This window comes from Pseudoroseicyclus tamaricis (assembly GCF_012070395.1).
In the GTDB taxonomy this organism is placed as follows: domain Bacteria; phylum Pseudomonadota; class Alphaproteobacteria; order Rhodobacterales; family Rhodobacteraceae; genus Pseudoroseicyclus_A; species Pseudoroseicyclus_A tamaricis.
The window spans coordinates 118,867-140,461 of record NZ_JAAFYS010000003.1; the positions used below are offsets into that span (position 1 = coordinate 118,867).

20 protein-coding genes are annotated in these 21,595 nt (G+C 69.9%); 11 read left to right on the top strand and 9 right to left on the bottom strand.

Annotated features, from left to right (window positions below):
• Nucleotides 1-150: a DNA gyrase inhibitor YacG gene (locus tag GY170_RS12320; RefSeq protein WP_163894088.1), complete on the top strand. Its 150-nt coding sequence runs from the start codon at nucleotides 1-3 to the stop codon at nucleotides 148-150.
• A 135-nt stretch (nucleotides 151-285) separates the two neighbouring features.
• On the opposite strand, the gene GY170_RS12325 is transcribed toward GY170_RS12320, so the two are convergent.
• Complete coding sequence (locus GY170_RS12325) at nucleotides 286-879, bottom strand: YdeI/OmpD-associated family protein (RefSeq protein WP_163895345.1); 594 nt, start codon at nucleotides 877-879, stop codon at nucleotides 286-288.
• 254 nt (nucleotides 880-1,133) lie between these two features.
• Between GY170_RS12325 and GY170_RS12330 the strand changes: the two genes are divergently transcribed.
• The gene (locus GY170_RS12330) at nucleotides 1,134-1,616 is read left to right on the top strand and encodes a VOC family protein (protein WP_163894091.1); all 483 of its coding nucleotides are present in this window, start codon (nucleotides 1,134-1,136) and stop codon (nucleotides 1,614-1,616) included.
• A gap of 233 nt (nucleotides 1,617-1,849) precedes the next feature.
• Nucleotides 1,850-2,716: a branched-chain amino acid aminotransferase gene (locus GY170_RS12335; RefSeq protein WP_163894092.1), complete on the top strand. Its 867-nt coding sequence runs from the start codon at nucleotides 1,850-1,852 to the stop codon at nucleotides 2,714-2,716.
• Nucleotides 2,717-2,850: 134 nt separating this feature from the next.
• Here GY170_RS12335 and irrA read toward each other — a convergent pair whose 3' ends face one another.
• Nucleotides 2,851-3,279, bottom strand: coding sequence for an iron response transcriptional regulator IrrA (gene irrA, locus GY170_RS12340; protein WP_163894094.1), 429 nt, complete (start codon nucleotides 3,277-3,279; stop codon nucleotides 2,851-2,853).
• A gap of 195 nt (nucleotides 3,280-3,474) precedes the next feature.
• On the opposite strand from irrA, the gene fabA reads away from it, so the two are divergent.
• Genes fabA through GY170_RS12355 form a run of 3 tightly spaced genes read left to right on the top strand, consistent with a single transcriptional unit; the run spans nucleotide 3,475 to nucleotide 6,015 of the window.
• A complete protein-coding gene (gene fabA, locus GY170_RS12345) occupies nucleotides 3,475-3,987 on the top strand; it encodes a bifunctional 3-hydroxydecanoyl-ACP dehydratase/trans-2-decenoyl-ACP isomerase (protein WP_163894096.1) in 513 nt (170 codons plus the stop codon).
• 11 nt (nucleotides 3,988-3,998) lie between these two features.
• Nucleotides 3,999-5,228 carry a beta-ketoacyl-ACP synthase I gene (fabB, locus tag GY170_RS12350; RefSeq protein ID WP_163894097.1) on the top strand — a complete coding sequence of 410 codons (1,230 nt, stop codon included), beginning with the start codon at nucleotides 3,999-4,001 and terminating at the stop codon, nucleotides 5,226-5,228.
• A gap of 4 nt (nucleotides 5,229-5,232) precedes the next feature.
• Complete coding sequence (locus GY170_RS12355) at nucleotides 5,233-6,015, top strand: enoyl-ACP reductase FabI (RefSeq protein ID WP_394351494.1); 783 nt, start codon at nucleotides 5,233-5,235, stop codon at nucleotides 6,013-6,015.
• 405 nt (nucleotides 6,016-6,420) lie between these two features.
• On the opposite strand, the gene GY170_RS12360 is transcribed toward GY170_RS12355, so the two are convergent.
• Nucleotides 6,421-7,353, bottom strand: coding sequence for a DUF7282 domain-containing protein (locus GY170_RS12360; RefSeq protein WP_163894099.1), 933 nt, complete (start codon nucleotides 7,351-7,353; stop codon nucleotides 6,421-6,423).
• Between the two features lie 149 nt (nucleotides 7,354-7,502).
• Between GY170_RS12360 and GY170_RS12365 the strand changes: the two genes are divergently transcribed.
• The 5 genes from GY170_RS12365 to GY170_RS12385 all read left to right on the top strand — a co-directional run bounded on the left by GY170_RS12365 (nucleotide 7,503) and on the right by GY170_RS12385 (nucleotide 13,534).
• Nucleotides 7,503-8,219, top strand: a complete 717-nt coding sequence (locus tag GY170_RS12365; protein ID WP_167803317.1) for a haloacid dehalogenase type II — start codon at nucleotides 7,503-7,505, stop codon at nucleotides 8,217-8,219.
• Nucleotides 8,219-9,043 carry an alpha/beta fold hydrolase gene (locus GY170_RS12370; RefSeq protein WP_163894103.1) on the top strand — a complete coding sequence of 275 codons (825 nt, stop codon included), beginning with the start codon at nucleotides 8,219-8,221 and terminating at the stop codon, nucleotides 9,041-9,043. The genes GY170_RS12365 and GY170_RS12370 overlap by 1 nt, the downstream gene beginning before the upstream one ends.
• Complete coding sequence (locus GY170_RS12375; RefSeq protein ID WP_394351495.1) at nucleotides 9,034-10,023, top strand: threonine ammonia-lyase; 990 nt, start codon at nucleotides 9,034-9,036, stop codon at nucleotides 10,021-10,023. The genes GY170_RS12370 and GY170_RS12375 overlap by 10 nt, the downstream gene beginning before the upstream one ends.
• Before the next feature lie 532 nt (nucleotides 10,024-10,555).
• Nucleotides 10,556-12,976, top strand: coding sequence for an ATP-dependent helicase HrpB (hrpB, locus tag GY170_RS12380; RefSeq protein ID WP_235924170.1), 2,421 nt, complete (start codon nucleotides 10,556-10,558; stop codon nucleotides 12,974-12,976).
• Between the two features lie 108 nt (nucleotides 12,977-13,084).
• A complete protein-coding gene (locus GY170_RS12385) occupies nucleotides 13,085-13,534 on the top strand; it encodes an NUDIX hydrolase (RefSeq protein WP_163894105.1) in 450 nt (149 codons plus the stop codon).
• Nucleotides 13,535-13,588: 54 nt separating this feature from the next.
• On the opposite strand, the gene GY170_RS12390 is transcribed toward GY170_RS12385, so the two are convergent.
• The 6 genes from GY170_RS12390 to GY170_RS12415 all read right to left on the bottom strand — a co-directional run bounded on the left by GY170_RS12390 (nucleotide 13,589) and on the right by GY170_RS12415 (nucleotide 21,487).
• Complete coding sequence (locus GY170_RS12390; RefSeq protein ID WP_163894107.1) at nucleotides 13,589-15,427, bottom strand: ABC transporter ATP-binding protein; 1,839 nt, start codon at nucleotides 15,425-15,427, stop codon at nucleotides 13,589-13,591.
• Between the two features lies 1 nt (nucleotide 15,428).
• On the bottom strand, nucleotides 15,429-16,358 hold the full coding sequence (locus GY170_RS12395; protein ID WP_163894109.1) for an ABC transporter permease subunit: 930 nt from the start codon (nucleotides 16,356-16,358) through the stop codon (nucleotides 15,429-15,431).
• A gap of 11 nt (nucleotides 16,359-16,369) precedes the next feature.
• Nucleotides 16,370-17,293: an oligopeptide ABC transporter permease OppB gene (oppB, locus tag GY170_RS12400; RefSeq protein WP_163894111.1), complete on the bottom strand. Its 924-nt coding sequence runs from the start codon at nucleotides 17,291-17,293 to the stop codon at nucleotides 16,370-16,372.
• 73 nt (nucleotides 17,294-17,366) lie between these two features.
• Nucleotides 17,367-18,959: a peptide ABC transporter substrate-binding protein gene (locus tag GY170_RS12405; protein WP_163894113.1), complete on the bottom strand. Its 1,593-nt coding sequence runs from the start codon at nucleotides 18,957-18,959 to the stop codon at nucleotides 17,367-17,369.
• Between the two features lie 238 nt (nucleotides 18,960-19,197).
• Nucleotides 19,198-20,613 (bottom strand): FAD-binding oxidoreductase, encoded by a 1,416-nt coding sequence (locus tag GY170_RS12410; protein ID WP_163894115.1) that lies wholly within the window; start codon nucleotides 20,611-20,613, stop codon nucleotides 19,198-19,200.
• 55 nt (nucleotides 20,614-20,668) lie between these two features.
• The gene (locus GY170_RS12415) at nucleotides 20,669-21,487 is read right to left on the bottom strand and encodes an MBL fold metallo-hydrolase (protein ID WP_163894117.1); all 819 of its coding nucleotides are present in this window, start codon (nucleotides 21,485-21,487) and stop codon (nucleotides 20,669-20,671) included.
• Between the last annotated feature and the right edge of the window lie 108 nt (nucleotides 21,488-21,595).

Consider the following 21,595-nt stretch of genomic DNA (forward strand, 5'->3'; position numbering starts at 1 on the left):
ATGGCCTGTCCCATCTGCGGCAAGAAGACCGACCCCGATCATCGCCCCTTCTGCTCCGACCGCTGCCGTGAGATCGACCTCGGCCGCTGGCTGAAGGGCACCTACCGCGTCCCCACCCAGGAGACGCCGACCGACGAAGACGAGGACTAGCCCCCTCTCCCGGCCAGCCCTGCCCCCGGCGCCCCGCACCCCTGTTTCATCTGGCCAAAAATACCCTCGGGGGTGTGGGGGCAGCGCCCCCACGCGTCGCCATCAAGGCCCCACCTCTCACCGGCACGCGCCCCGTCACCGGTCGTGCATCCCCTTCCCCGCGAGGATCGCCCCCCGCCACTTGTCGATCCGCCGCACCCGCGTCTCCGCCTGTTTCGCCTGCCCGATGTGCAGCACGTAGCCCCGCTGCCGTCCGGGCGTGAGCGCGTCCCACGCCTCCTGCAGCTCCGGGTCGGCATCCAGCGCGTCGACCAGCTCCTCGGGGTAGTCCAGCTCCACCGGGCCGAGCGTCACCTCCCGCCCGTCGTCCACCAGCCCGATCGCCTCCTCGACATAGGCGGTGATCACGTCGCTGGCGGCTTCCACCTCCTCCAGCGAGGCGAAGACGAGCTTGCGCATGGCGCGCGAGTTGGGGCCGGGGGCGACGAGGAGGCCTTCGGAATCGCTCAGCAGCACGCCGCGGTAGAAGCCGACGGCGCAATGGTCCTTGTAGCCCCAGATGGTGCAGACATTCCCCTGCCCCTCGCCCTCGCCGCGAACGTAGCAGGGCTGGGTCCATTTCCACGTCTCGGTGACGCCGGTGGCGAGGACGATCTCGCGCAGCCGCCGCCGCTCCTCCGCCCAGCGCTCCCGGGTGGCGTACCAGTGATCGGCTTTGGGATGGGTCACGGGATCGGGCAAATTGAGGCACCTCCTGCCGCCAGCCTAGCCCCCCGCCGCCCGTCCCTCCAGCGCCAAGGCCCTGCCCCCGCCGGTCACCCCCGGGTGACCTCTTGCGCCCCTGCCCGCGCGCTCCGATCTTCCGTCTCGACTGCCATAGACAAGGAGATCGCCATGACTCCCGCCCTCCTCGCCCTCGCCGGGCTTCTCGGTCTCGCCGCCGCCCTCCCACGGCCCCGGCCGATCCCGCTGGAGGCCCGGCCATGAGCAAGGCCCCTGCCGAGACCCGCATCGGCCACGTCCACCTCAAGGTCTCCGACCTGGAGCGCTCCGTCGCCTTCTACCGTGACGTGATCGGGCTGGAGGAGGTGATGCGCTATGGCGACGCCGCCGCCTTCCTCTCCGCCGGCGGCTACCACCACCATATCGGCCTCAACACCTGGGAGAGCCTCGGCTCTGCGCCCGGGCCGCGCCGGGCGCCCGGCCTCTACCACACCGCCTTCCTCTTCCCCGACCGCAAGGCGCTGGCGGAGGCGGTGGCCCGTGTCGTGGCCGCCGGCGTCCGCCTCTCCGGCGCCAGCGACCATGGCGTGTCGGAGGCGGTCTATCTCGACGATCCCGACGGCAACGGCATCGAGCTCTACTGGGACCGCCCGCGGGAGGACTGGCCGCGCGGCGCCGATGGCGAGCTGGTGATGTTCACCGAGCGGCTCGACCTGCAGGCCCTCCTCGCCGAGGCGGGCTGAGCCCCCGAAGGGCTGTCACGGAATCGATTCCGTCCGCCCCTATCCTTCCTCCTGCCGGGCCTCGCTCCCGGTGTCCCCCAGGCGTCGGTCCCTTGCCGATTCCTCTGCCGCGCCCGGGCCCTGCCGCCCGGGCGCGTTTTTCCCCGCCCCGCCCGTGACGGCCACCGGCCGGGGCGCTTGTCGCCCCCGCCGGCGCCGCCTAGTCTCCCCCGGCAATTCTCTGGGGGCAGCACATGGCGACCGGCACGAACATCCGCACGTGGTTCGAGGGGCAGTGGCACGAGGGCGACGCCTACGTCATGCGCGCAGCCGACCACGGCGCCTGGCTCGGCTCCGGCGTCTTCGACGGCGCCCGCCTCGCCCATGGCCTCGTGCCTGATCTGGATCTCCACTGCGCCCGCGTGAACCGCTCCGCCGAGGCGATGATGTTGACGCCGAGCCACTCGGGAGAGGAGATCGAGGCCATCGCCCGCGAGGGTCTCAAGCTCTACAGCCCCGGCAGCGCTGTCTACATCCGCCCGATGTACTGGGCCATCGAGGGCGGCCTCTCCGCCATCCTGCCCGCCGATGCCCCGCCCGGCTTCGCCCTCTGCCTCGAGGAGATCCCGATGCCGCCGGAAGACACGGCGGTCAGCCTCTGCCGCTCCTCCTTCCGCCGACCGGTGCTGGAGACGGCGGTCGTCAACGCCAAGGCCGGCGCGCTCTACCCCAACAATGCCCGAATGCTGGCCGAGGCCCGGGCCCGTGGCTGCCACAACGCCCTCGTCGCCGATGCCCTCGGCAACCTGGCGGAGAGCGCCACCTCCAACGTCTTCCTCGTCAAGGACGGCGAGGTCTTCACGCCGATTCCCAACGGCTGCTTCCTCGCCGGCATCACCCGCGCCCGCCACATCGCCAACCTGCGGGCCGACGGCGTCACTGTGCATGAGACGGTGCTCACCTTCGCGGATGTCCATGCGGCGGACGAGGTGTTCCTGTCGGGCAACATGGCCAAGGTCACCCCCGTCACCTCCTTCGAGGAGACGGAGTTCCGCCCCGGCCCCATGACCGCCCGCTCCCGCCAGCTCTACTGGGACTGGGCCGCCGCCTCGCCCCTCTGAGGGCCTCGAAGCGGCCCCGCCCGCCCCAGGCCCCCCTGTCTTTGGTCCCAAAAATCCCGGGGGTTCGGGGGCAGCGCCCCCGACGAACCAAATGGCGTGCGCCGCAGGCGCTCATTTTAACAAGCGGCCGGCGCTCAGCCCCGCCGCCGCAGCCGGATCACCACGTCGACGGAGGCGATTTCCGCCCCCTCCGGCACGTCGGGCAGGCGGGCGATCTCCAGCTCCGCCGCGGGGGCGTCGGTGAGGGCGCCGCTCTCTTCCCAGTAGAAGTGCGGGTGGTCGGTGTTGTTGGTGTCGAAGTAGCTCTTCGTGCCGTCCACGCGGATCTCGCGCAGCAGCCCGCAATCGCAGAAGGCGCCGAGCGTGTTGTAGACGGTGGCGAGCGAGACGCGCTCGCCGCGCGCCTGCGCGGCCTCGTGCAGGCCCTCGGCGGTGACATGCCGCGCCCGGCCGTCGCCGACCAGAAGGGCCGCGAGCGTCAGGCGCTGGCGCGTCGGGCGCAGGCCGGCTTCGCCGAGCCAGTCGGCGGCGCGCGCGTCGGAATGAGGGGCCTCGTCATGCATGGCTTTCGCAAGATAAGGCCTCTGCCCCCCGTCTTTCAACGGCTTTCGGTGTCGCATTTGTCGCGAGCGTCATCCCGCCGCCACGGCGGGGCCGGGGCGCAACCCTTGCTCTCTTTCACCTCACGGTGATAGTGGAGCATCCGTGACGCCGGGCGCAGCAGGCGCGCCGGCGATGGATTGGTTCAAGGGGCAGGCATGGCGGAGTATCCGACCTCATTCGACAAGGACGCACTTCTCGCCTGCGCCCGGGGCGAGCTGTTCGGGCCGGGCAATGCCCAGCTGCCCGAACCCCCGATGCTGATGATGGACAGGATCACCGAGGTCTCCGGCGATGCCGGCGAGAACGGCAAGGGCCATATCGTCGCCGAGCTCGACATCACGCCGGACCTCTGGTTCTTCCCCTGCCACTTTCCCGGCAACCCGGTCATGCCCGGCTGCCTGATGCTCGACGGGCTGTGGCAGCTCACCGGGTTCAACCTCGGCTGGCGCGGCTGGCAGGGCCAGGGCTTCGCCCTCGGCGCGGGGGAGGTGAAGCTCTCCGGCATGATCCGCCCCGATCGCAAGCTGGTGCGCTACGTCGTCGACTTCACCCGCGTCATCGAGCGGCGGCTGAAGATGGGCGTCGCCAATGGCCGGGTCGAGGCGGACGGTGAAGTTGTCTGCGAAGTCAAGGACATGAAGGTCGGCCTCGCGGCCGCCGAAGGCTGAGGAGGCCGCTCATGCGCCGCGTCGTCGTCACCGGGCTGGGAATCGTCTCGCCCATCGGAAATTCTGCCGACGAGGTCACCGAGAGCCTCCGCGACGGCCGCTCCGGCATCGAGGCGTCGGAGGAGATGGCCGAACACGGCTTCCGCAGCCAGGTCGCCGGCACGCTGAAGATCGACCCCAAGGAGCATCTGGATAAGCGCACCCTGCGCTTCATGGGCCCCGGCGCCGCCTATGCCTACATCGCCATGGAGCAGGCCATCGCCGATGCCGGCCTGACGGAGGAGGATGTCTCCAACATCCGCACCGGCCTCATCGCCGGCTCCGGTGGCCCCTCCACCTCCGCCCTCTTCGCCGCGCACCAGACGGTGCTGAAGAACGGCAGCCCCAAGCGGATCGGCCCGCTGGCCGTGCCGAAGGGCATGAGCTCGACGATCTCCGCCAACCTCTCCACCGGGTTCAAGATCAAGGGGATCAACTACTCGATCACCTCCGCCTGCTCGACCTCCCTGCACTGCATCGGCGCCGCGGCCGAGCAGATCCAGATGGGCAAGCAGGACGTGATGTTCGCCGGCGGCGCGGAGGAGCTCGACTGGACGCTCTCCTGCCTCTTCGACGCGATGGGCGCGATGAGCAGCAAGTTCAACGACGCGCCCTCCAAGGCCTCCCGCGCCTTCGACGAGGCCCGCGACGGCTTCGTCATCGCCGGCGGCGGCGGCATGGTCGTCCTGGAGGAGCTGGAGCGCGCGCAGGCCCGCGGCGCCAACATCCTCGCCGAGGTGACGGGCTTCGCCGCCACCTCCGACGGGCACGACATGGTCGCCCCCTCCGGCGAGGGCGGCGAGCGGGCGATGCGTATCGCGATGCAGACGCTGCCCGAGGGCCGCAAGATCAGCTACATCAACGCCCACGGCACCTCGACGCCCGTCGGCGATGTCGGCGAGGTGGAGGCGGTGCGCCGTGTCTTCGGCGAGGGCACCACACCGCCCATCAGCTCCACCAAGAGTATGACTGGTCATGCCCAGGGCGCCGCCGGCGCGCTGGAGGCGATCTTCTGCCTGCTGATGCTCAAGGGCGACTTCATCGCCCCCTCGATCAATGTCGAAACGCTCGATCCGGCGCTAAAGCCCGACGAAATTGCAACAAAATTGATCGAACGCGCCGCGCTCGACACCGTCATGACCAATTCGTTCGGCTTCGGCGGCACAAACGGTTCTATGCTGCTCTCGCGCTTTGAAGGATGAACTGATGGACATGAGCGGCAAGCGCGGGTTGGTGATGGGGGTCGCCAACGACCATTCCATCGCGTGGGGCATCGCCAAAGCCCTCTCCGCCGCCGGCGCCGAACTGGCCTTCTCCTACCAGGGGGAAGCCTTCGGCAAACGGGTGCAGCCGCTGGCGGCCTCCCTTGGCTCCGACTTCCTCTTGGACGTCGACGTGACGAACGATGCCTCGCTCGATGCCGCTTTCGGGCAGATCGGCGAGCGCTGGGGCGGGCTGGACTTCGTCGTCCACGCCATCGCCTTCTCCGACAAGTCGGAGCTGACGGGGCGGTTCATCAACACCTCCCGGGCGAACTTCCAGAAGTCGCTCTCGATCTCCTGCTACTCGCTGATCGACGTGGCCCGCCGGGCAGAGCCGCTGATGACCGATGGCGGCAGCATCATCACGCTGACCTACCAGGGCTCCAACCGCGTCACCCCCTTCTACAACGTCATGGGCGTCGCCAAGGCGGCGCTGGAGGCGGCGGTGCGCTATCTGGCGAACGATCTCGGCCCGCAGGGCATCCGCGTCAACGCCATTTCCCCCGGCCCGATGAAGACGCTCGCGGGCGCCGCCATCGGCGGCGCGCGGCGGACCTTCCGCCACACGCAGGAGAATGCGCCGATGCGCGCCAACGCCACGCTGGAGGCCATCGGCGGCACCGCCGTCTGGCTCTGCTCCGAGGGTGGCGCCTTCACGACGGGCGAAATCGTGCGCGTCGACGGCGGCTACCACGTCCTCGGGATGCCGCAGCCGGAACACCTCTGACACCGGGCGCAACAGATTTCCGCGCGGAAATCGTGCACGGAATTCGCGCGAATTCCGGTCGCCGCTCGTGGTAACGTCAGCTGATTGGACCCCGACCGCATCCGCCAAATAATTGACCCCCGCCGAGGGGTGCGGCGGGGGTCGAGCGCGCATCAGGGGGTTGCGCGCCAGGGGAGCGAGAGCCAGGGCAGGACAGGCATACCCGCCTGGTCATGCCTTAGTTACGCATAACCCCCGAAGATGGTTTCCGGGCGGCGCAAATTTTTTTTGCGCCCCTCTCACCCCCCGGATCGCGCCCCACCGGCCTACCGACAACCCTCTGACACCGCAAAAGAAAATGCCCGCCAGCGGGGTCGCTGACGGGCACCAGATTCTTCGCGCGGAGCGCCCGCGCAAAAAGAAATCTTACATCGACGGCTGGAAGGTAACCGTCACCGGCGCACCATCGTCCGTGACGGGCGTGTCGACGTCGGTCATGCCTTCGCCGAAGGAATAGACGCCGTCGCCATCCGTGTCGTAGTGCAGCATGAGCATGTACTGCTCATCGGCCGAGAATTCCTCGCCGATGCTGACGGTGACATCTTCGTTCATGCCGGCGACGAGTGCCGTGTGACCGATGGATTGCGGCACGACCGGCTCGCCATCCACCATCTCGTGCACGACGAGGAAGCCGGGCTCATCGATCCAGACCTGCGGCACGGTGACGGCCATGCCGCCGGCTGTGGCGCCATCGGCCATGATCATCGGCGCATCGAGATCGTCGATCTCCTCGGCCGCGGCATCGACACCGGCAGCGACATCCTCCGCCACGCCTTCGACACCCTCGGCCACGCCCTCGGCGACGTCCTGCACGCCCTCGACGACGGTGCCGGCGGCCTCGGCCACGGCGGCCTCGACCTCACCCAGCGCGTCGGCGGCGGTCGCGAAGACGGTGGTCACCGGGGCGCCGTCCATCACCACGGGGGTGTCGACGTCGGTCATGCCTTCGCCGAAGGAGTAGGTGCCGTCGCCATCCGTGTCGTAGTGCAGCATCAGCGTGTACTGCTCGTCGGCCATCAGCGGCTCGTCGAGATCGATGACGACGTCATCGCTCGTGCCGGCATCGACATAGGCGTGGCCGATGGATTGCGGCACGACCGGCGCGCCGTCTTCCATGCGGTGGACGACGATGAAGCCGGGCTCATCGACCATCACTTCGGGGACGATGATCTGGTTGCTGGAGGCGGTGACGCCCTGCACCATGATCATCGGCATCATGTCATCTTGCGCCGCGGCGGCGCCAGCGAGGGCCGACGCCCCGGCGGTCAGAGCGGCGAGTGTGTGTACCTTGAAAGACATTTACGAACTCCCTGTCGGGTTATTGCTACGTTGGTCACTAAAGTCGCGCCGGCCCCCACTCGTTCCCCGCCGCACACGGCCCCGTGACGGACCGGCGGAGTCCTGCCGGCGCCGCGCCCCATGCCGGTCCTTCCCCTCCGCCCGCCGTCATGCCAATTTCCCCCGGCGAGGAGCGGACGGGGGAGCGTGTGGCAACAACAACCGTGATTTTCGATGCCTACGGCACGCTCTTCGACGTCGCCGCCCCGGCGCGAGAGGCCGCCTCCGCCCCCGGGGGCGAGGCGCTGGCAGAGGTCTGGGAGGATCTGGCCCGCCTGTGGCGAGACAAGCAGCTGGACTACACCTGGCTGCGCGCCGCCGCCGGCCGCCACGCCGATTTCCGCACCGTCACCGAGGAGTCGCTGGACTGGACGCTGGCCTCCCTCGGCCTTGAGGAGCCGGGCCTGCGCGCCACCCTCCTCGGCCTCTACGACCGGCTCGCCGCCTTCCCCGAGGTGCCGGATGTGCTCGCGGCGCTGAAGGCGCGGGGGCTGGCGACCGGCATCCTCTCCAACGGCACGCCGCAGATGCTGGCGAGCGCGGTGGAGGCGGCGGGGATCGGCGGCCACCTCGACGCCGTGCTCTCCGCCGAGGACGCCGGCATCTACAAGCCGGCGGCCGCCGTCTACGCCCTCGTCGGCCGGCACTTCGGCTGCGCCCCGGTGGAGGTGCTCTTCGTCTCCTCCAACGGCTGGGACGCCGCCGCCGCCTCCGGCTACGGCTTCACCAGCGTTTGGGTCAACCGCGCCGGCGCCCCGCGCGAGCGCCTCTGGGCGGCGCCGGAGCATGAACTCACCGACCTCACCCCCCTGCCGGAGATCGCCTGATGCCCACCTTTTCCGCCGAGGACGGCACGACGATCTTCTACACCGACGAGGGCTTCGGCCCGCCGCTCCTCTGCCTTGCCGGGCTGACGCGGGGCGGCGAGGATTTCAACCACGTCGCCCCCCACCTGCAGGGCCTGCGCCTGATCCGTATGGATTGCCGGGGGCGCGCCGGCTCCGCTTGGGCGAACCCCGCGACCTACACGATCCCGCAGGAGGCGCGCGACGTCCTGACGCTCCTCGCCCATCTCGCCCTGCCGCAGGTGGCGGTGCTCGGCACCTCCCGCGGCGGGCTGATCGCCATGGTGCTGGCGGCGGCGGCGAAGGACCGGCTGCGCGCCGTGGCGCTCAACGACGTGGGGCCGGAGCTGATGCCCGAGGGCCTCGCCCACATCGCCTCCTACCTCGGCCGTCCTCCGAAGGCGGCAACGCTGGACGAGGCGGCGGCGCAGCTGGCCACGGACCCGCGCTTCCCCGGCGTCTCGCGCCAGCGCTGGCGCGAGGAGGCCGGCCACCGCTACCGCGAGCGGGAGGACGGGCTGGAGCTGCGCTACGATCCGGCCCTGCGTGAGGCGGTGCTGGGCGAGAGCGGCTCTCCCGCCCCCGCCGGCGACCAGTGGCACCTCTTCGAGGCGCTCTCCGGCCTGCCATTGGCGCTGATCCGGGGCGCGAACTCCGACCTTCTGTCTCTGGAGGTGGCGGACGAGATGTCCCGCCGCCGGCCGGACATGATCCGCGCCGAGGTGCCGGACAGGGGCCACGTCCCCTTCCTCGACGAACCGCAGGCGCTGGAGGCGCTGGCCGCATGGAGAGCTGCATGGACATGACACCCCCCGGCATCGCCGACATCCGCGCCGCCGCCGCCCGCATCGGCACGCGGCTCAACCGCACGCCCCTCCTCGCCTCGCCGGGCCTCGACGCCATGGCCGGCCGTCCGGTGCTGGTGAAGGCCGAAAGCCTGCAGCTCACCGGCTCCTTCAAGGCGCGCGGCGGCTGGTCGGCGGTGTCGAAGCTGGCGGAGGGCGGCGTGCGCGGCGTCATGGCCTTCTCCTCCGGCAACCACGCGCAGGGCGTCGCCTATGCCGCGCGAGAGCATGGGTTGCCGGCGACGATCCTCATGCCGGCTGACGCCCCGGCGGCGAAGATCGCCGGCACTCGGGCGCTGGGGGCTGAGGTCGTCACCTACGACCGCGCCACCGAGAGCCGCGAGGAGATCGGCGCCCGGCTGGCGGAGGAGCGCGGCTACGTGCTCGTGCGCCCCTACGACGAGCCGCTGGTCATCGCCGGGCAGGGCACCGCCGGGCTGGAGCTGGCGGCGCAGGCGGCGGAGCGCGGCCTGCGCGAGGCGGAGGTGCTGGTCCCCTGCGGCGGCGGTGGCCTCGCCTCCGGCATGGCGCTGGCGCTGGCGGCGGAGGCGCCGGGGATGCGGGTGCGGACGGTGGAGCCGGAGGATTTCGACGACGTCGCCCGCTCGCTGGCGGCGGGGGAGAAGCGTCGCAACGCCCGCCTGTCGGGCTCCATCTGCGACGCCATCGTCACGCCGGAGCCGGGGGACATCACCTTCCCGCTCCTCGCCGCCCACGCCGGCCCGGGCCTCGTGGTGACGGAGGAGGAGGTCCTCCGCGCCATGGGCGCCGCCTTCCGCCACCTGCGCCTGGTGGTCGAGCCCGGCGGCGCGGTGGCGCTGGCGGCGGCCCTGTTCCACGGGGCGGAGCTGGCAGGCGAGACGGTGATCGCGGTGGCCTCGGGCGGCAATGTCGATCCCGCGATGTTCGCCCGGGCGATGGAGCTCGCGCCCGAGGCCTGAGGCGGGCCGGGTTGGTGCCGAGGGGGCTCCGTAGGGCCCGTAGGGCGGGCTTCAGCCCGCCATGCCGCCGGTGCGCCTGTCCCGGCTGGCCGCGGGACCACCAGACCCGGGGAGCGACGATGCGAAGACAGTCCCATTGTCGGGCCGGGCATGGTGGGTTGAAAACCCACCCTACGTCGCGCGGATCCGTAGGGTGGGTTTCCAACCCACCTCGGCGCCCCACCACCGCTCCTTCCCCCGCGCGGAATCAAGGCCGCAGGCCGCCGCGCGAGCGCCGGCCCGTCCCCGCGGGCTGGCGCTCTGGCGGGGCTGGGTGCTTAGCGCGCCGCTGGGAGGGGCGTGACAGGCATAAAGCACGACAGCGGAACAGGAGGAGCGCCACCCCACGGGCCGGCGTGAGAGCCGGGCGCCAGCTGCGAGACGGCAATGCCCAAAGCGACCGCCTCACCGAGCCCCCCCTCCGACCAGTCTTCCACCCTTTTCCACCCACCGCCCTTCCGCCCCTGCCCCCGCCCGCGCTAAGCCTCGCCCCATGTCCCTGCCCCGCCTGCCCATCGACGACGCCCTCCCCGCTCTCCTGACCGCCCTTCAGGAGACCGGCCACGCCGTCCTCCAGGCCCCGCCCGGCGCCGGCAAGACCACCCGCGTCCCCCCCGCCATGCTCGCCGCCGGCCTCGCCGGCCCCGGCCGCATCCTCATGCTCGAGCCCCGCCGCCTCGCCGCCCGCGCCGCGGCGGAGCGCATGGCCACAGAGCGCGGCGAGCGCCCCGGTGAGACCATCGGTTACCGGATGCGCGGCGAGGCGGTCACCTCGCCCGCCACCCGCATCGAGGTGATCACCGAGGGCATCCTCACCCGGATGATCCAGTCCGACCCCGAGCTGCCGGGCATCTCCGCCATCCTCTTCGACGAGTTCCACGAGCGCTCCCTGCAAGCCGACCTCGGCCTCGCCCTCGCGCTGGAGATCCGCGGCGCCCTCCGCCCCGACCTCCGCCTCGTCGTCATGTCCGCCACGCTCGACGCCGCGCCCGTCGCCGCCCTCATGGGCGATGCCCCCGTCATCACGTCGGAGGGCCGCACCTACCCCGTCGAGCGCCTCTGGCTGGACAAGCCTCCGCCGCCCCGCGCCCGGCTCGAACAGGAGGTCGCTGCCCTCACCCTCCAGGCCCTGTCGGAGACGGAAGGCGGCGTCCTCGTCTTCCTCCCCGGCGAGGGCGAGATCCGCCGCACCGAGGCCGCCCTCTCCGGCCGCCTGCCCGCCGGCGCGCAGTGCTTCCCGCTCTACGGCGCCCTGCCCCCCGCCGCCCAGCGCGCCGCTCTCGCCCCCTTCGACGGGCGCAAGGTGGTCCTCTCCACCGCCATCGCCGAGACCTCGCTCACCATCGACGGCATCCGCGTCGTGGTGGACGCCGGCCGCGCCCGCCGGGCCCTCTTCGACCCCGGCTCCGGCATGTCCCGCCTCGTCACCGAGCGCGTCACCCGCGCCGAGGCCGAGCAGCGCGCCGGCCGGGCGGGCCGCGTCGCCCCTGGCCGCGCCTACCGGCTCTGGACGAAGGGCGAGGAGGGCGCCCTTGCCGCCCAGCCCCGGCCGGAGATCGAGGCCGGCGACCTTGCCCCCCTCGCGCTCGACCTCGCGCTCTGGGGCTCCGCCGACCTGCCGTTCCTGACGCCCCCGCCCGAGGCGGCGCTGGCCGAAGCCCGCGCCCTCCTCCTCGGTCTCGGCGCGCTCGACGCCTCCGGCCTCATCACCGCCCATGGCCGCCGCCTCGCCGCCCTTCCGCTGCACCCCCGCCTCGCCCATATGCTGGCCGAGGCCGGCGCCCCCGCCGCCCCCCTCGCCGCCCTGCTCTCCGAGCGGGACCCCTTCGGCCCCTCCGCCGGCGTCGACGTCGCGCCCCGCCTCTCCGCCCTCGCTGGCCAGCCCGGCCCCTCGGCCCCGCCCCCGGCCCTCAAGCGCCTGCGCTCCGAAACCAAACGCCTCGCCCGTGGCCTGCCCGAGACACACGCCTCCCCCGGCATCGCCGCCGCCCTTGCCTTCCCCGACCGCATCGCGCTCCGCCGCCCCGGCGACGCGCCGCGCTACCTGCTCTCCGGCGGCAAGGGCGCGATCCTGCCGGAGGCGGACCCACTGGCCGGCGACCGCCTCCTCGTCGCCATCGAGACGGATGGCCACCCCCGCGAGGCCAGGATCCGCCTCGCCGCCCGCCTCACCGAGGCCGAACTCCGCGAGACCTTCGGCGCCCGGATCACCTGGGTACAGCTCTGCGAATGGTCCCGCCGCGAGCGCCGCGTCGTGGCCCGCGAGGAGGAGCGCCTCGGCGCCCTCACCCTCGCCTCCCGCCGGTGGGAGGCGCCGGGGGAGCTGCGCGCCCGCGCCATGCTGGAGGGCGTCCGCCTCACCGGCCTCTCCCTCTCCGGCGCCGCGCTCCGCCTCTCCCAGCGGGTGGAGCTGGCCCGCTCCGCCGGCGCCGACGTGCCGCCCTTCACCGAAGAGGCGCTGCTGGCGGAGGCGGAGGAGTGGCTCCTGCCCTACATCGGCTCCGTCTCGTCGGAGGCGGAGTGGCGCGGCTTCAACCTCGTGCCCCCGCTCACCGCCCGCCTCGGCTGGGCGGGGGAGCAGGCCGTCAGCAGCGCCATCCCGTCGCATTTCACCACGCCGCTCGGCAACCGCGTGCCCATCTCCTACGAGGACGGCCAGCCCGCCATCGAGCTCAGGATGCAGGAGATGTTCGGCACCACGCGCCACCCCGTCGCCGCCGGCCAGCCCATCCGCATCACGCTCCTCTCCCCCGCCCGCCGGCCCCTGCAGGTGACGATGGACCTGCCCGGCTTCTGGGCCGGCGAATATGCCGAGGTCCGCAAGGAAATGCGCGGCCGCTACCCCCGCCACCCCTGGCCGGAGGACCCCCGCGTGGCGGACCCGACGCTCCGCGCCAAGCCGCGTGGTACCTGACTGGGCACCTGACGGGCGCCCCGATCCGCCCCCGAAGCCTTTTCTTTGTTTTTACCCTTGACTGTGATAGGGTGTCACAAATCTCAAAAACAAGAACTCGAGCACCCCATGCCGGCCAAAGCGCTTGTCGCGGCCAAACCGAAGAGAGCCTATTCACCGCCTGTCCATCGCCAGCTCGCGGCGCTCTGCCTGCGCAAGGGCAAGAGCGGCACCGAAGTGCTGCTCGTCACCTCCTCGGAGGGGCGCTGGATCCTGCCCAAGGGCTGGCCGATCAACGGCAAGACCCCCGGCGAGGCGGCGATGCAGGAGGCGTGGGAGGAAGGCGGCGTCAAGCGTGGCAAGGTCGGCCGCAAGGCGCTCGGCAGCTTCATCGCCACAAAGGTCACCGATCACGGCGATGAAGAGCCCTGCCTGCTCGACGTCTTCGAGGTGAAGGTCCGCAAGACCGTCTCCGACTACCCGGAGGCCGACCGCCGCAACCGCATCTGGGTGAGCCCCAAAGAGGCCGCCGAGATGGTGACGGAAGACGGCCTCAGAGAGATCCTGCTCTCCGTCTGACCACCCCCCGGGCGACAGCGCCCCGGCCGACCGCGAGGGCCGGCCGGTGACGGCTCAGGAGGCGCGCAGCGCCTCGGTGCCGAGGACGGGGTCGTGCTCCGCGGCGTAGTGGCCGGGGGAGACCTCGACGAGCTTGGGGCGATACTGGTCCGCCTCCGGGTCGTCGACGAGCTTGGATTTCATGAACCGCAGCTGCGCCCGGCTGTCGAGCGGGCTCGGCAGGTCGCCCTCGAGGCGCACCCGCTCCCGGCTCCGCTCGGCCCGCGGGTCGGGGCGCGGCACGGCGGAGAGGAGCGCGCGGGTGTAGGGATGCGCCGGGCTCTCGTAGATCTCCGGCCCGTCGGCCAGCTCCACCACGCGGCCGAGGTAGAGCACCATGATGCGGTGGCTCACCTCGCGCACGACCGAGAGGTCATGGCTGATGAAGATCATCGCCAGCCCCATGCTCTTCTGCAGCTCGATCAGCAGGTCCACCACGCGGGCCTGCACCGAGACGTCGAGCGCCGAGACCGCCTCGTCGCAGACGACGAGCTTCGGCTCGGTGATCATGGCGCGGGCGATGCCGACGCGCTGGTTCTGCCCGCCCGACATCTCGTGCGGGTAACGGTTGATCATGTTGGAATCGAGGCCCACCCGCTCCAGCATCTGCCGCACCTTCTGCTGCCGCTCGGAGCGGGACAGGCCGGGGCGGTGAACCTTCAAGGGCTCGGCGATGGAATCGCCCACCGTCATGCGGGGGTCGAGGCTCGCCAGCGGGTCCTGGAAGACGATCTGCAGCTCCTCGCGCAGATCGCGCAGCTCCGACCGGCTGGCGCCGGAGACATCGCGCCCGAGCCAGACCACCTCGCCGCTCGTCGGCGGGATGAGCTGGAGGACACCGCGCGCCAGCGTGGACTTGCCGCAGCCGGATTCGCCCACGACGCCGAGCGTCTGCCCCGGCTGCAGGTCGAAGGAGACGCCATCGACGGCGCGCAGCGGCCGCGTGCGCCGGAAGAGCCCCTTGCGGTCGATCTGCACCGGGAAGTGCACCTTCATGTCGCGCACCTTGAGGATCGGGTCCTCCCCCCGGCCGGCCGCGAGGTCGATCGACGGGCGCTCGCCCCTGTCCGTCCGCTCGAGGTGCGGCACGGCGGCGAGGAGCATCTTCGTGTAGTCGTGCTGCGGCTCGTAGAAGATCTGGTCGGCCGTGCCCCGCTCCACCACCTCGCCGTAGCGCATGACGATGATGTTGTCGCTCATCCGCGCGACGACGCCCATGTCGTGGGTGATGAGCGCGATGCCGGTGTTCGTCTCGCGCTTGAGGTCATCCATCACGTCCAGGACTTCGGCCTGCACCGTCACGTCGAGCGCCGTGGTCGGCTCGTCGGCGATCAGCAGCTTCGGCTTACAGAGCAGCGCCATGGCGATCATGATCCGCTGGCGCATGCCGCCGGAGAACTCGTGCGGATACATGTTGAGCCGCGCCTTGGCGGCGGGGATGCGCACCATGTCGAGCAGGCGCACGGCCTCGGCCAGCGCCTCCTTCTTCGACTTGCCCTCGTGATGCTGCAGCACCTCGGCCATCTGGTCGGAGATGCGCATGTAGGGGTTCAGCGAGGTCATCGGGTCCTGGAAGATCATCGCGATCTCCCGGGCCCGGATCTTGTTCATCTCCGCCAGCGGCATGCCGATGAGCTCGCGCCCGTCATACTTGGCCGAGCCGGAGACCTCGCCGTTCTGCGCCAGCAGGCCCACCGTGGCGAAGGCCGTCTGGCTCTTGCCAGAGCCGCTTTCGCCCACGATGGCGAGGGTCTCCCCCCGGTCGAGCGTGAAGTCGATGCCCTTCACGGCGTTGACGACGCCGTCGTTGGTGCGGAAGTCGACCTTCAGGTTGTGAATGTCCAGCAATGCCATGTCAGCGGTCTTTCGGGTCGAGCGCGTCACGCAGGCCGTCGCCCACGAAGTAGAACGCCGTCAGGATGAGGACGAAGAAGGCCAGCGGGAAATACAGCATCCACAAGGTGCCATAGGCCATGTTCTGCGCGCCGAAGTTGATGAGCGCACCGAGCGAGGTGTTCGGCTCCTGCACGCCGAGGCCGAGGAAGGAGATGAAGCTCTCCGCCAAGATCATGCCGGGCACCAGCAGCGTCGCGTAGACGATGACGAGGCCGAGCAGGTTGGGCACGATATGGCGCAGGATGATCGTCATCGGCGCCACGCCCGTGGCGATGGCCGCCTCGACGAACTCCTTGTTCTTGATGGAGAGCGTCTGCCCCCGTGCGATCCTCGACATGTCGAGCCAGGAGATCAGGCCGATGCCGACGAAGAGCATCCCGATGGAGCGGCCGAAGATGACGAGCAGGATGATCAGCACGAACATGAAGGGGATCGACATCAGGATGTCGACGGCGCGCATCATGATGCTGTCGGTCTTGCCGCCCACGTAGCCGGCGATGGCGCCGTAGAGCGTGCCGACGACCACCGCCACGAGCGCGCCAAGCACGCCGACGAGCAGCGAGATGCGCGTGCCCTGCACGGTGCGCGAATAGAGGTCGCGCTTGTCCTGATCGAGGCCGAAGTAATGGCCGTTCTCGATGCTGGGCTTGCCCACCTCGCGGAGGTTCCCCCCGATGGTGAAGTCGATGAACTGCCCGTTGTGCTCGTTCAGGTAGCCCCCGAAGAGCGCGAAGAGCAGGATGAGCAGCAGCACCACCATCGAGACGACGGCGGCCTTGTTCTGGAAGAACCGGTGCCGCGCATCGGCCCAGAGCGAGCGGCCCGCGATCTGGTCATGGCCGGCATGGCCCTGCCGCTCTTCGGCGGCATCCTTGTCGACGAAAGTCATGGCGCCCCCCTTCAGTAGCGGATTTTCGGGTCGATCCAGGCGTAGAGGATATCGACCACGAGGTTGAACAGGATGGTGAGGCAGCCGACGAGAATGGTGATCCCCATGATCACCGAATAATCGCGGTTGAACGCCGAGTTGACGAAGTACTGCCCGATGCCACCGGTGGAGAAGTAGACGTCGATGACCACCGAGCCGGTGATCATGCCCACGAAGGCCGGGCCGAGATACGACAGCACCGGCATGATCGTCGGCTTCATCGCGTGCTTCCAGATGATCCGGCGCATCGGCAGGCCCTTGGCCCGCGCCGTGCGGATGAATCCGGTGTTGAGCACTTCCAGCATCGACGAGCGGGTGAGGCGCGCGATCGAGGCGAAGTAGCTGGTGGAGAGCGCGATGACCGGCAGGATGATGTATTCGATCTGCCCGCCGTTCCAGCCGCCGCCCGGCAGCCAGCCGAGCCAGAGCGTGAAGATCAGCAGCAGGATGGGCGCCAGCACGAAGTTCGGCAGCACGCTTGCGCCGATGGCGACGCCGACGGCGGCGTAATCCACCTTCGAGTTATGGCGGATCGCGGCGACCACGCCCAGCGAGACGCCGGAGACGACCGCCACGACGAAGGACCAGAAGCCGTAGGTCAGCGTGACGGGAAAGCCCTGCGCGATGATGTCGGTGACCGAAAGGTCCTTGTACTTGAACGAGGGGCCGAAGTCGAAGTGCAGGACGATGTTCTTGATGTAATTGAAGATCTGCACGACGTAGGGCTGGTCCAGCCCGTAACGCGCCTCGATGTTCGCCAGCGTCTGCGGCGGCAGCGGCCGCTCGGAATTGAAGGGCCCGCCGGGGGCCGCGAACATCAGCACGAAGCTGATGATGACCAGAATGAGGATCGTCGGGATGGCGATCAGCAAACGGCGCAGGATGTAATTCAGCATGGATGCCCCCACTCAGGCGGAACGCGCCCCGCCTCACTCAAGAGACGGGGCGCGAAAGGCTCACAACGGCCGATTACTCGGACAGGGTGAAGTCTTTGACGTAGAAGTTGCCCTGCACGTTATCGTAGGGCCAGCCCTGGATCGCCGGGTTGAGCATGAAGACCGACGTGTAGTGGTAGAGCGGGATCACCGGCATCTCTTCCGCCACGATCTGTTCGATCTGCGTGTAGAGCTCCTGCGGGTTCTCCGCGGTCTTCGCGTCGGCCAGCATCGTGTCGACCTCTTCGTTGACGTAGGCGGCGTCGTTGTAGCCCGAGCCGCTGTCCATCAGGTCGAGGAAGGTGGAAGCCTCGTTGTAGTCACCGCACCAGCCGGCACGGGAGACGTCGAAGTTGCCATTGCCACGCTCTTCGAGGAACGTCTGCCATTCCATGTTGGCGAGCGTGGAGGTGATGCCGAGCGTCTGCTGCCACATCTGGGACACGGCGACGGCGATCTGACGGTGACCTTCGGAGGTGTTGTAGAGGATCTCCACTTCCAGCGGCTCGCCTTCCGGGCCGTAGCCGGCACCGGCGAGAAGCTCCTGGGCCATCTCGTTGCGCTCTTCCTGCGTCATCGTCGCGAACGGCACTTCCGGCACCTCGAAGCCGGCGGTGGCGCCGGGCGTGAAGGTGTAGGCCGGGATCTGGCCGGCCTGCAGGACGTTCTCGACCAGCACGTCACGGTCGACGGCGAGGCTGAGCGCCTTGCGCACGTCGGCGTTCTGGGCCCACTCCGGCCCCGTGTCGCGCAGGTTGTAGTTGTAGTAGTAGGTGCACAGCGACGGCACCGAGACGGCCTGATCCGGATATTCCTCGGAGAGGCTCGGGTACTGGCCGGTCGGCACTTCGGTGCGGTCGAGCTCACCGGCGAGGTAGCGGGTCAGCGCCACGTTCTCGTCGTTGATGATGAGGAAGACGACCTCTTCGATCGAGGTATTCTCGTTATCCCAGTACATCTCGTTGCGCTCGGCGACGAGACGCTCCTGCGGCACGCGCTCGGTGAGCACGTAGGCGCCGTTGGAGACCATGTTGCCGGGCTCGACCCAGGCATCGCCCAGCTCGGTGATCACGTGCTCGGGCACCGGGAAGGTGGTGGTGTGCGTGACCATCTGCGGGAAGTACGGCAGCGGCGTCGTCAGGTGCACGACGAAGGTGCTGTCGTCGGGGGCTTCGACGCCCAGCTCGGAGGGGTCGACCTCGCCGGCGATGACGGCCGAGGCGTTCTCGATCGACATCAGCTCGATGTACCAGGCGTAGGGCGAGGCGGTCTCGGGGTTGGCCGCACGCTGCCAGGAATAGACGAAGTCAGACGCCTTCACCGGCTCGCCGTCGGACCAGACGGCCCCGTCGCGCAGGTTGAAGGTATAGGTGAGGCCGTCCTCGGAGACCTCGTAATCGGTCGCGACGCCGGGGATCACGTTGCCCTCGGCATCCTGGTTCATCAGGCCTTCGAAGAGCTGGCGGGCGATGTCGGAGCCCGAGACGTCTTCGATGAGGCTGGGGTCGATCGACGGGGATTCGTCGAGCATCCGCATGGTGAAAGAGCTGTCCTGGGCGGCGGCTGCAGAGCCAAGGCCGAGGACGAAAGCAGCGGTGCCGCCCTTCAGAATGTTTTTGACTGTCATTGAAGTCTCCCTGTTCGGATAACGCGGTGCGGAGATGTCCCTCTCCGGCCCGCAGATGACGAAGGCCGCGCGGGGAGCCGCGCGCCATGCGGCCGATCCTTTGGCCTGCGCAAGAAAATGGCAAGAGCCTTTGAAAGTGACATGGCGGCAAAACCGGGCTGGGGGGCGGCCCCTGCCGCATTGCTACGTATTTTGCCCTGCCATCGTCAGTCTGACGACATTTGCGACAGATTGGCGGTCACTTTCCGGGCAGAATGGCCCCCGGATTGAGCAGCCCGTGGGGGTCGAGCGCCGTCTTGATGGCTGCCATCGCGGCAAGTTTACCCTTGTCGCCGTAGCGCGCCAGATCCTGCACCTTCAGCCGCCCGATCCCGTGCTCGGCGCTGATCGTCCCGCCCCGCTCATGGGCGAGATCGTGGACGATCCGCGACAGCGCCAGCGCCTGCTCCTTGTAGGCCTCGCGCCGCTGCCCCTTGGGCGGGAAGAGGTTGTAATGCAGGTTCCCGTCGCCGAGATGGCCGAAGCAGTTGATCCGCAGCCCCTCCGCCACCTCCGCCAGCCGCCCCGGCGCCTCCGCGATGAAGCCCGCGACCTCCGAGAGCGGCAGCGCGATGTCATGGCTGGCGATGGCGCCGATGCGCTTGTTCGCCTCGGGGATGGATTCCCTGAGCGTCCACAGCGCCTGCCGCTGCCCCTCCGAGGAGGCGATGACACCGTCGCTCACCAGCCCCTCCTCCGCCGCCGCCTCGAAGAGCCGCGTCAGCATCTCCTCCGGCGCGCCGCCCTCCGGCAGCCCCACCTCGGCGAGCACCATCCACTCGGGCACCTCGGCGAAGGGCCGCGTCACCTCCGGCCCCACTTCGGAGAGGAAATCCGGCCCCTGCCGGTGGATCAGCTCGAAGGCGGTCAGCGTCTCCCCCGAGAGCCGGTGCGCCAGCGCCAGCAGCGTCAGCGCCGCCTCGGGCGAGGGCACCACCAGCGCCGCCGTCCCCACCTGCGCCGGCCGCGGCACCAGCTTCAGCGCCGCCGCGGTGATGATGGCCAGCGTCCCTTCCGAGCCGACGATCAGGTCGCGGATGTCGTAGCCGGTGTTGTCCTTGCGCAGCCGCGTCAGCGTGTCGATCACCGTGCCGTCGGCCATCACCGCCTCGATCCCGAGGCAGAGCGCCCGCGCATTGCCCCAGCGCAGCACGTTGATCCCCCCGGCATTCGTCGCCAGCAGCCCGCCGATCCTTGCCGAGCCCTCCGAGGCCAGCGACAGCGGGAAGAGCCGCCCCTCCGCCTCCGCCGCCGCCTGCACCTCGGCCAGGATGCAGCCGGCCTCGACGACCATCACGTTCTCCTCGGGGTAGACGGTGCGGATGGCGCCCATCCGCTCCAGCGACAGAACGAGCGGCACCGCCCCCTCCGGCGCGATCTGCCCGCCGACCAGCCCCGTGCCGCCGCCATAGGGCACGATGCCCACCTTCGCCTCGGCGCAGGCCCGCACCACCTCGGCGACCTCCTCGGTGGAGCCCGGCGCCACCACCGGCCCCCGGCCCCGCCAGCGGCCCCGCGGCTCCTCGTGGTAGCGCGTCCCCTCGCGGATCGCCGCCTCGCCGAGACGGGCGCGAAGGGCATCGATCAGGCTGTCGGAGGCGTCCTGCAAACTCATGCCGCCAGAAGAACCACCACCCCGCGTTCAGCGCAAGGGTCGGGGCAAGCCCTTCTCATTCGGCGAGAAATCCCGACTGCAGCACCATCACCGTCGGCTCTCGCGGCAGCGTCTCCCTCGACAGCACCGCCTCGTTGCCGTCCCGCCGATCCACCGCCACGCCCTGCGCCTGCATCCCGGCCACGAAGCGCTCCATGTTCGCAGGCCCGAACCAGTGCATGGGGATCACCACCCTCGCCTGCCAGCGGGCCATGGCCCTCAGCAGAACCTCCTGCGGCAGCGTCAGCCCGCCATCGACAGGCACCATCACCACGTCGAGCCGCCCGATCTGCGCGTAATCGTCCAGCGTCGGCTCGTGGTGCAGGTGCCCCAGATGCCCGATGCAAAGCCCCCCGGCCTCGAAGATGAAGATCGAGTTGCCATCGGGCAGCAGCCCCACGTTCCCGAACCGGTCTCCCACCCGGATATCCGTCGGCACGTTGCGGATCAGCATGGCCCCGAGGTCGAGATAATGCTCCGCCGCCCCGCCCTCCTCGCTCCAGCCGCGCAGCACGTGCCCGATGGCCGGGTCGGGGAAGGGCGTCCAGTGGGAGGAATGCGCCCGGTTCATGGTCACCACGTCGGGCGTGAAATCGACATTGCCGACAAACCCGGTGAAGTCCGTCACCACGTCGATCCCCGGCACCTGGATGAGGAACATGGCGTGATCGATGAAGGTCAGCCGCACCTCGTCGGCCCCCAGCGGCTCGCGGAAGCTCGCCGGCATCACCTGCGCCTCCCCTTCGGCGAAGGCGAGGCAATGCGACGGAATCCGCTCCTGCGCCGCCAGCGGCGTGGCAAGGAGCAGAGCGGCAAGGGCCAGGACAATACGCATGCCCCATCCTGCCACGCCCCGCGCCTCCCCGACGTCACACCCCCGTGAGCCCGCCCCGCGCAACAAAAAGCACAGACCGCCCCCCGCGCCCCATGTTCATCTGGCCAA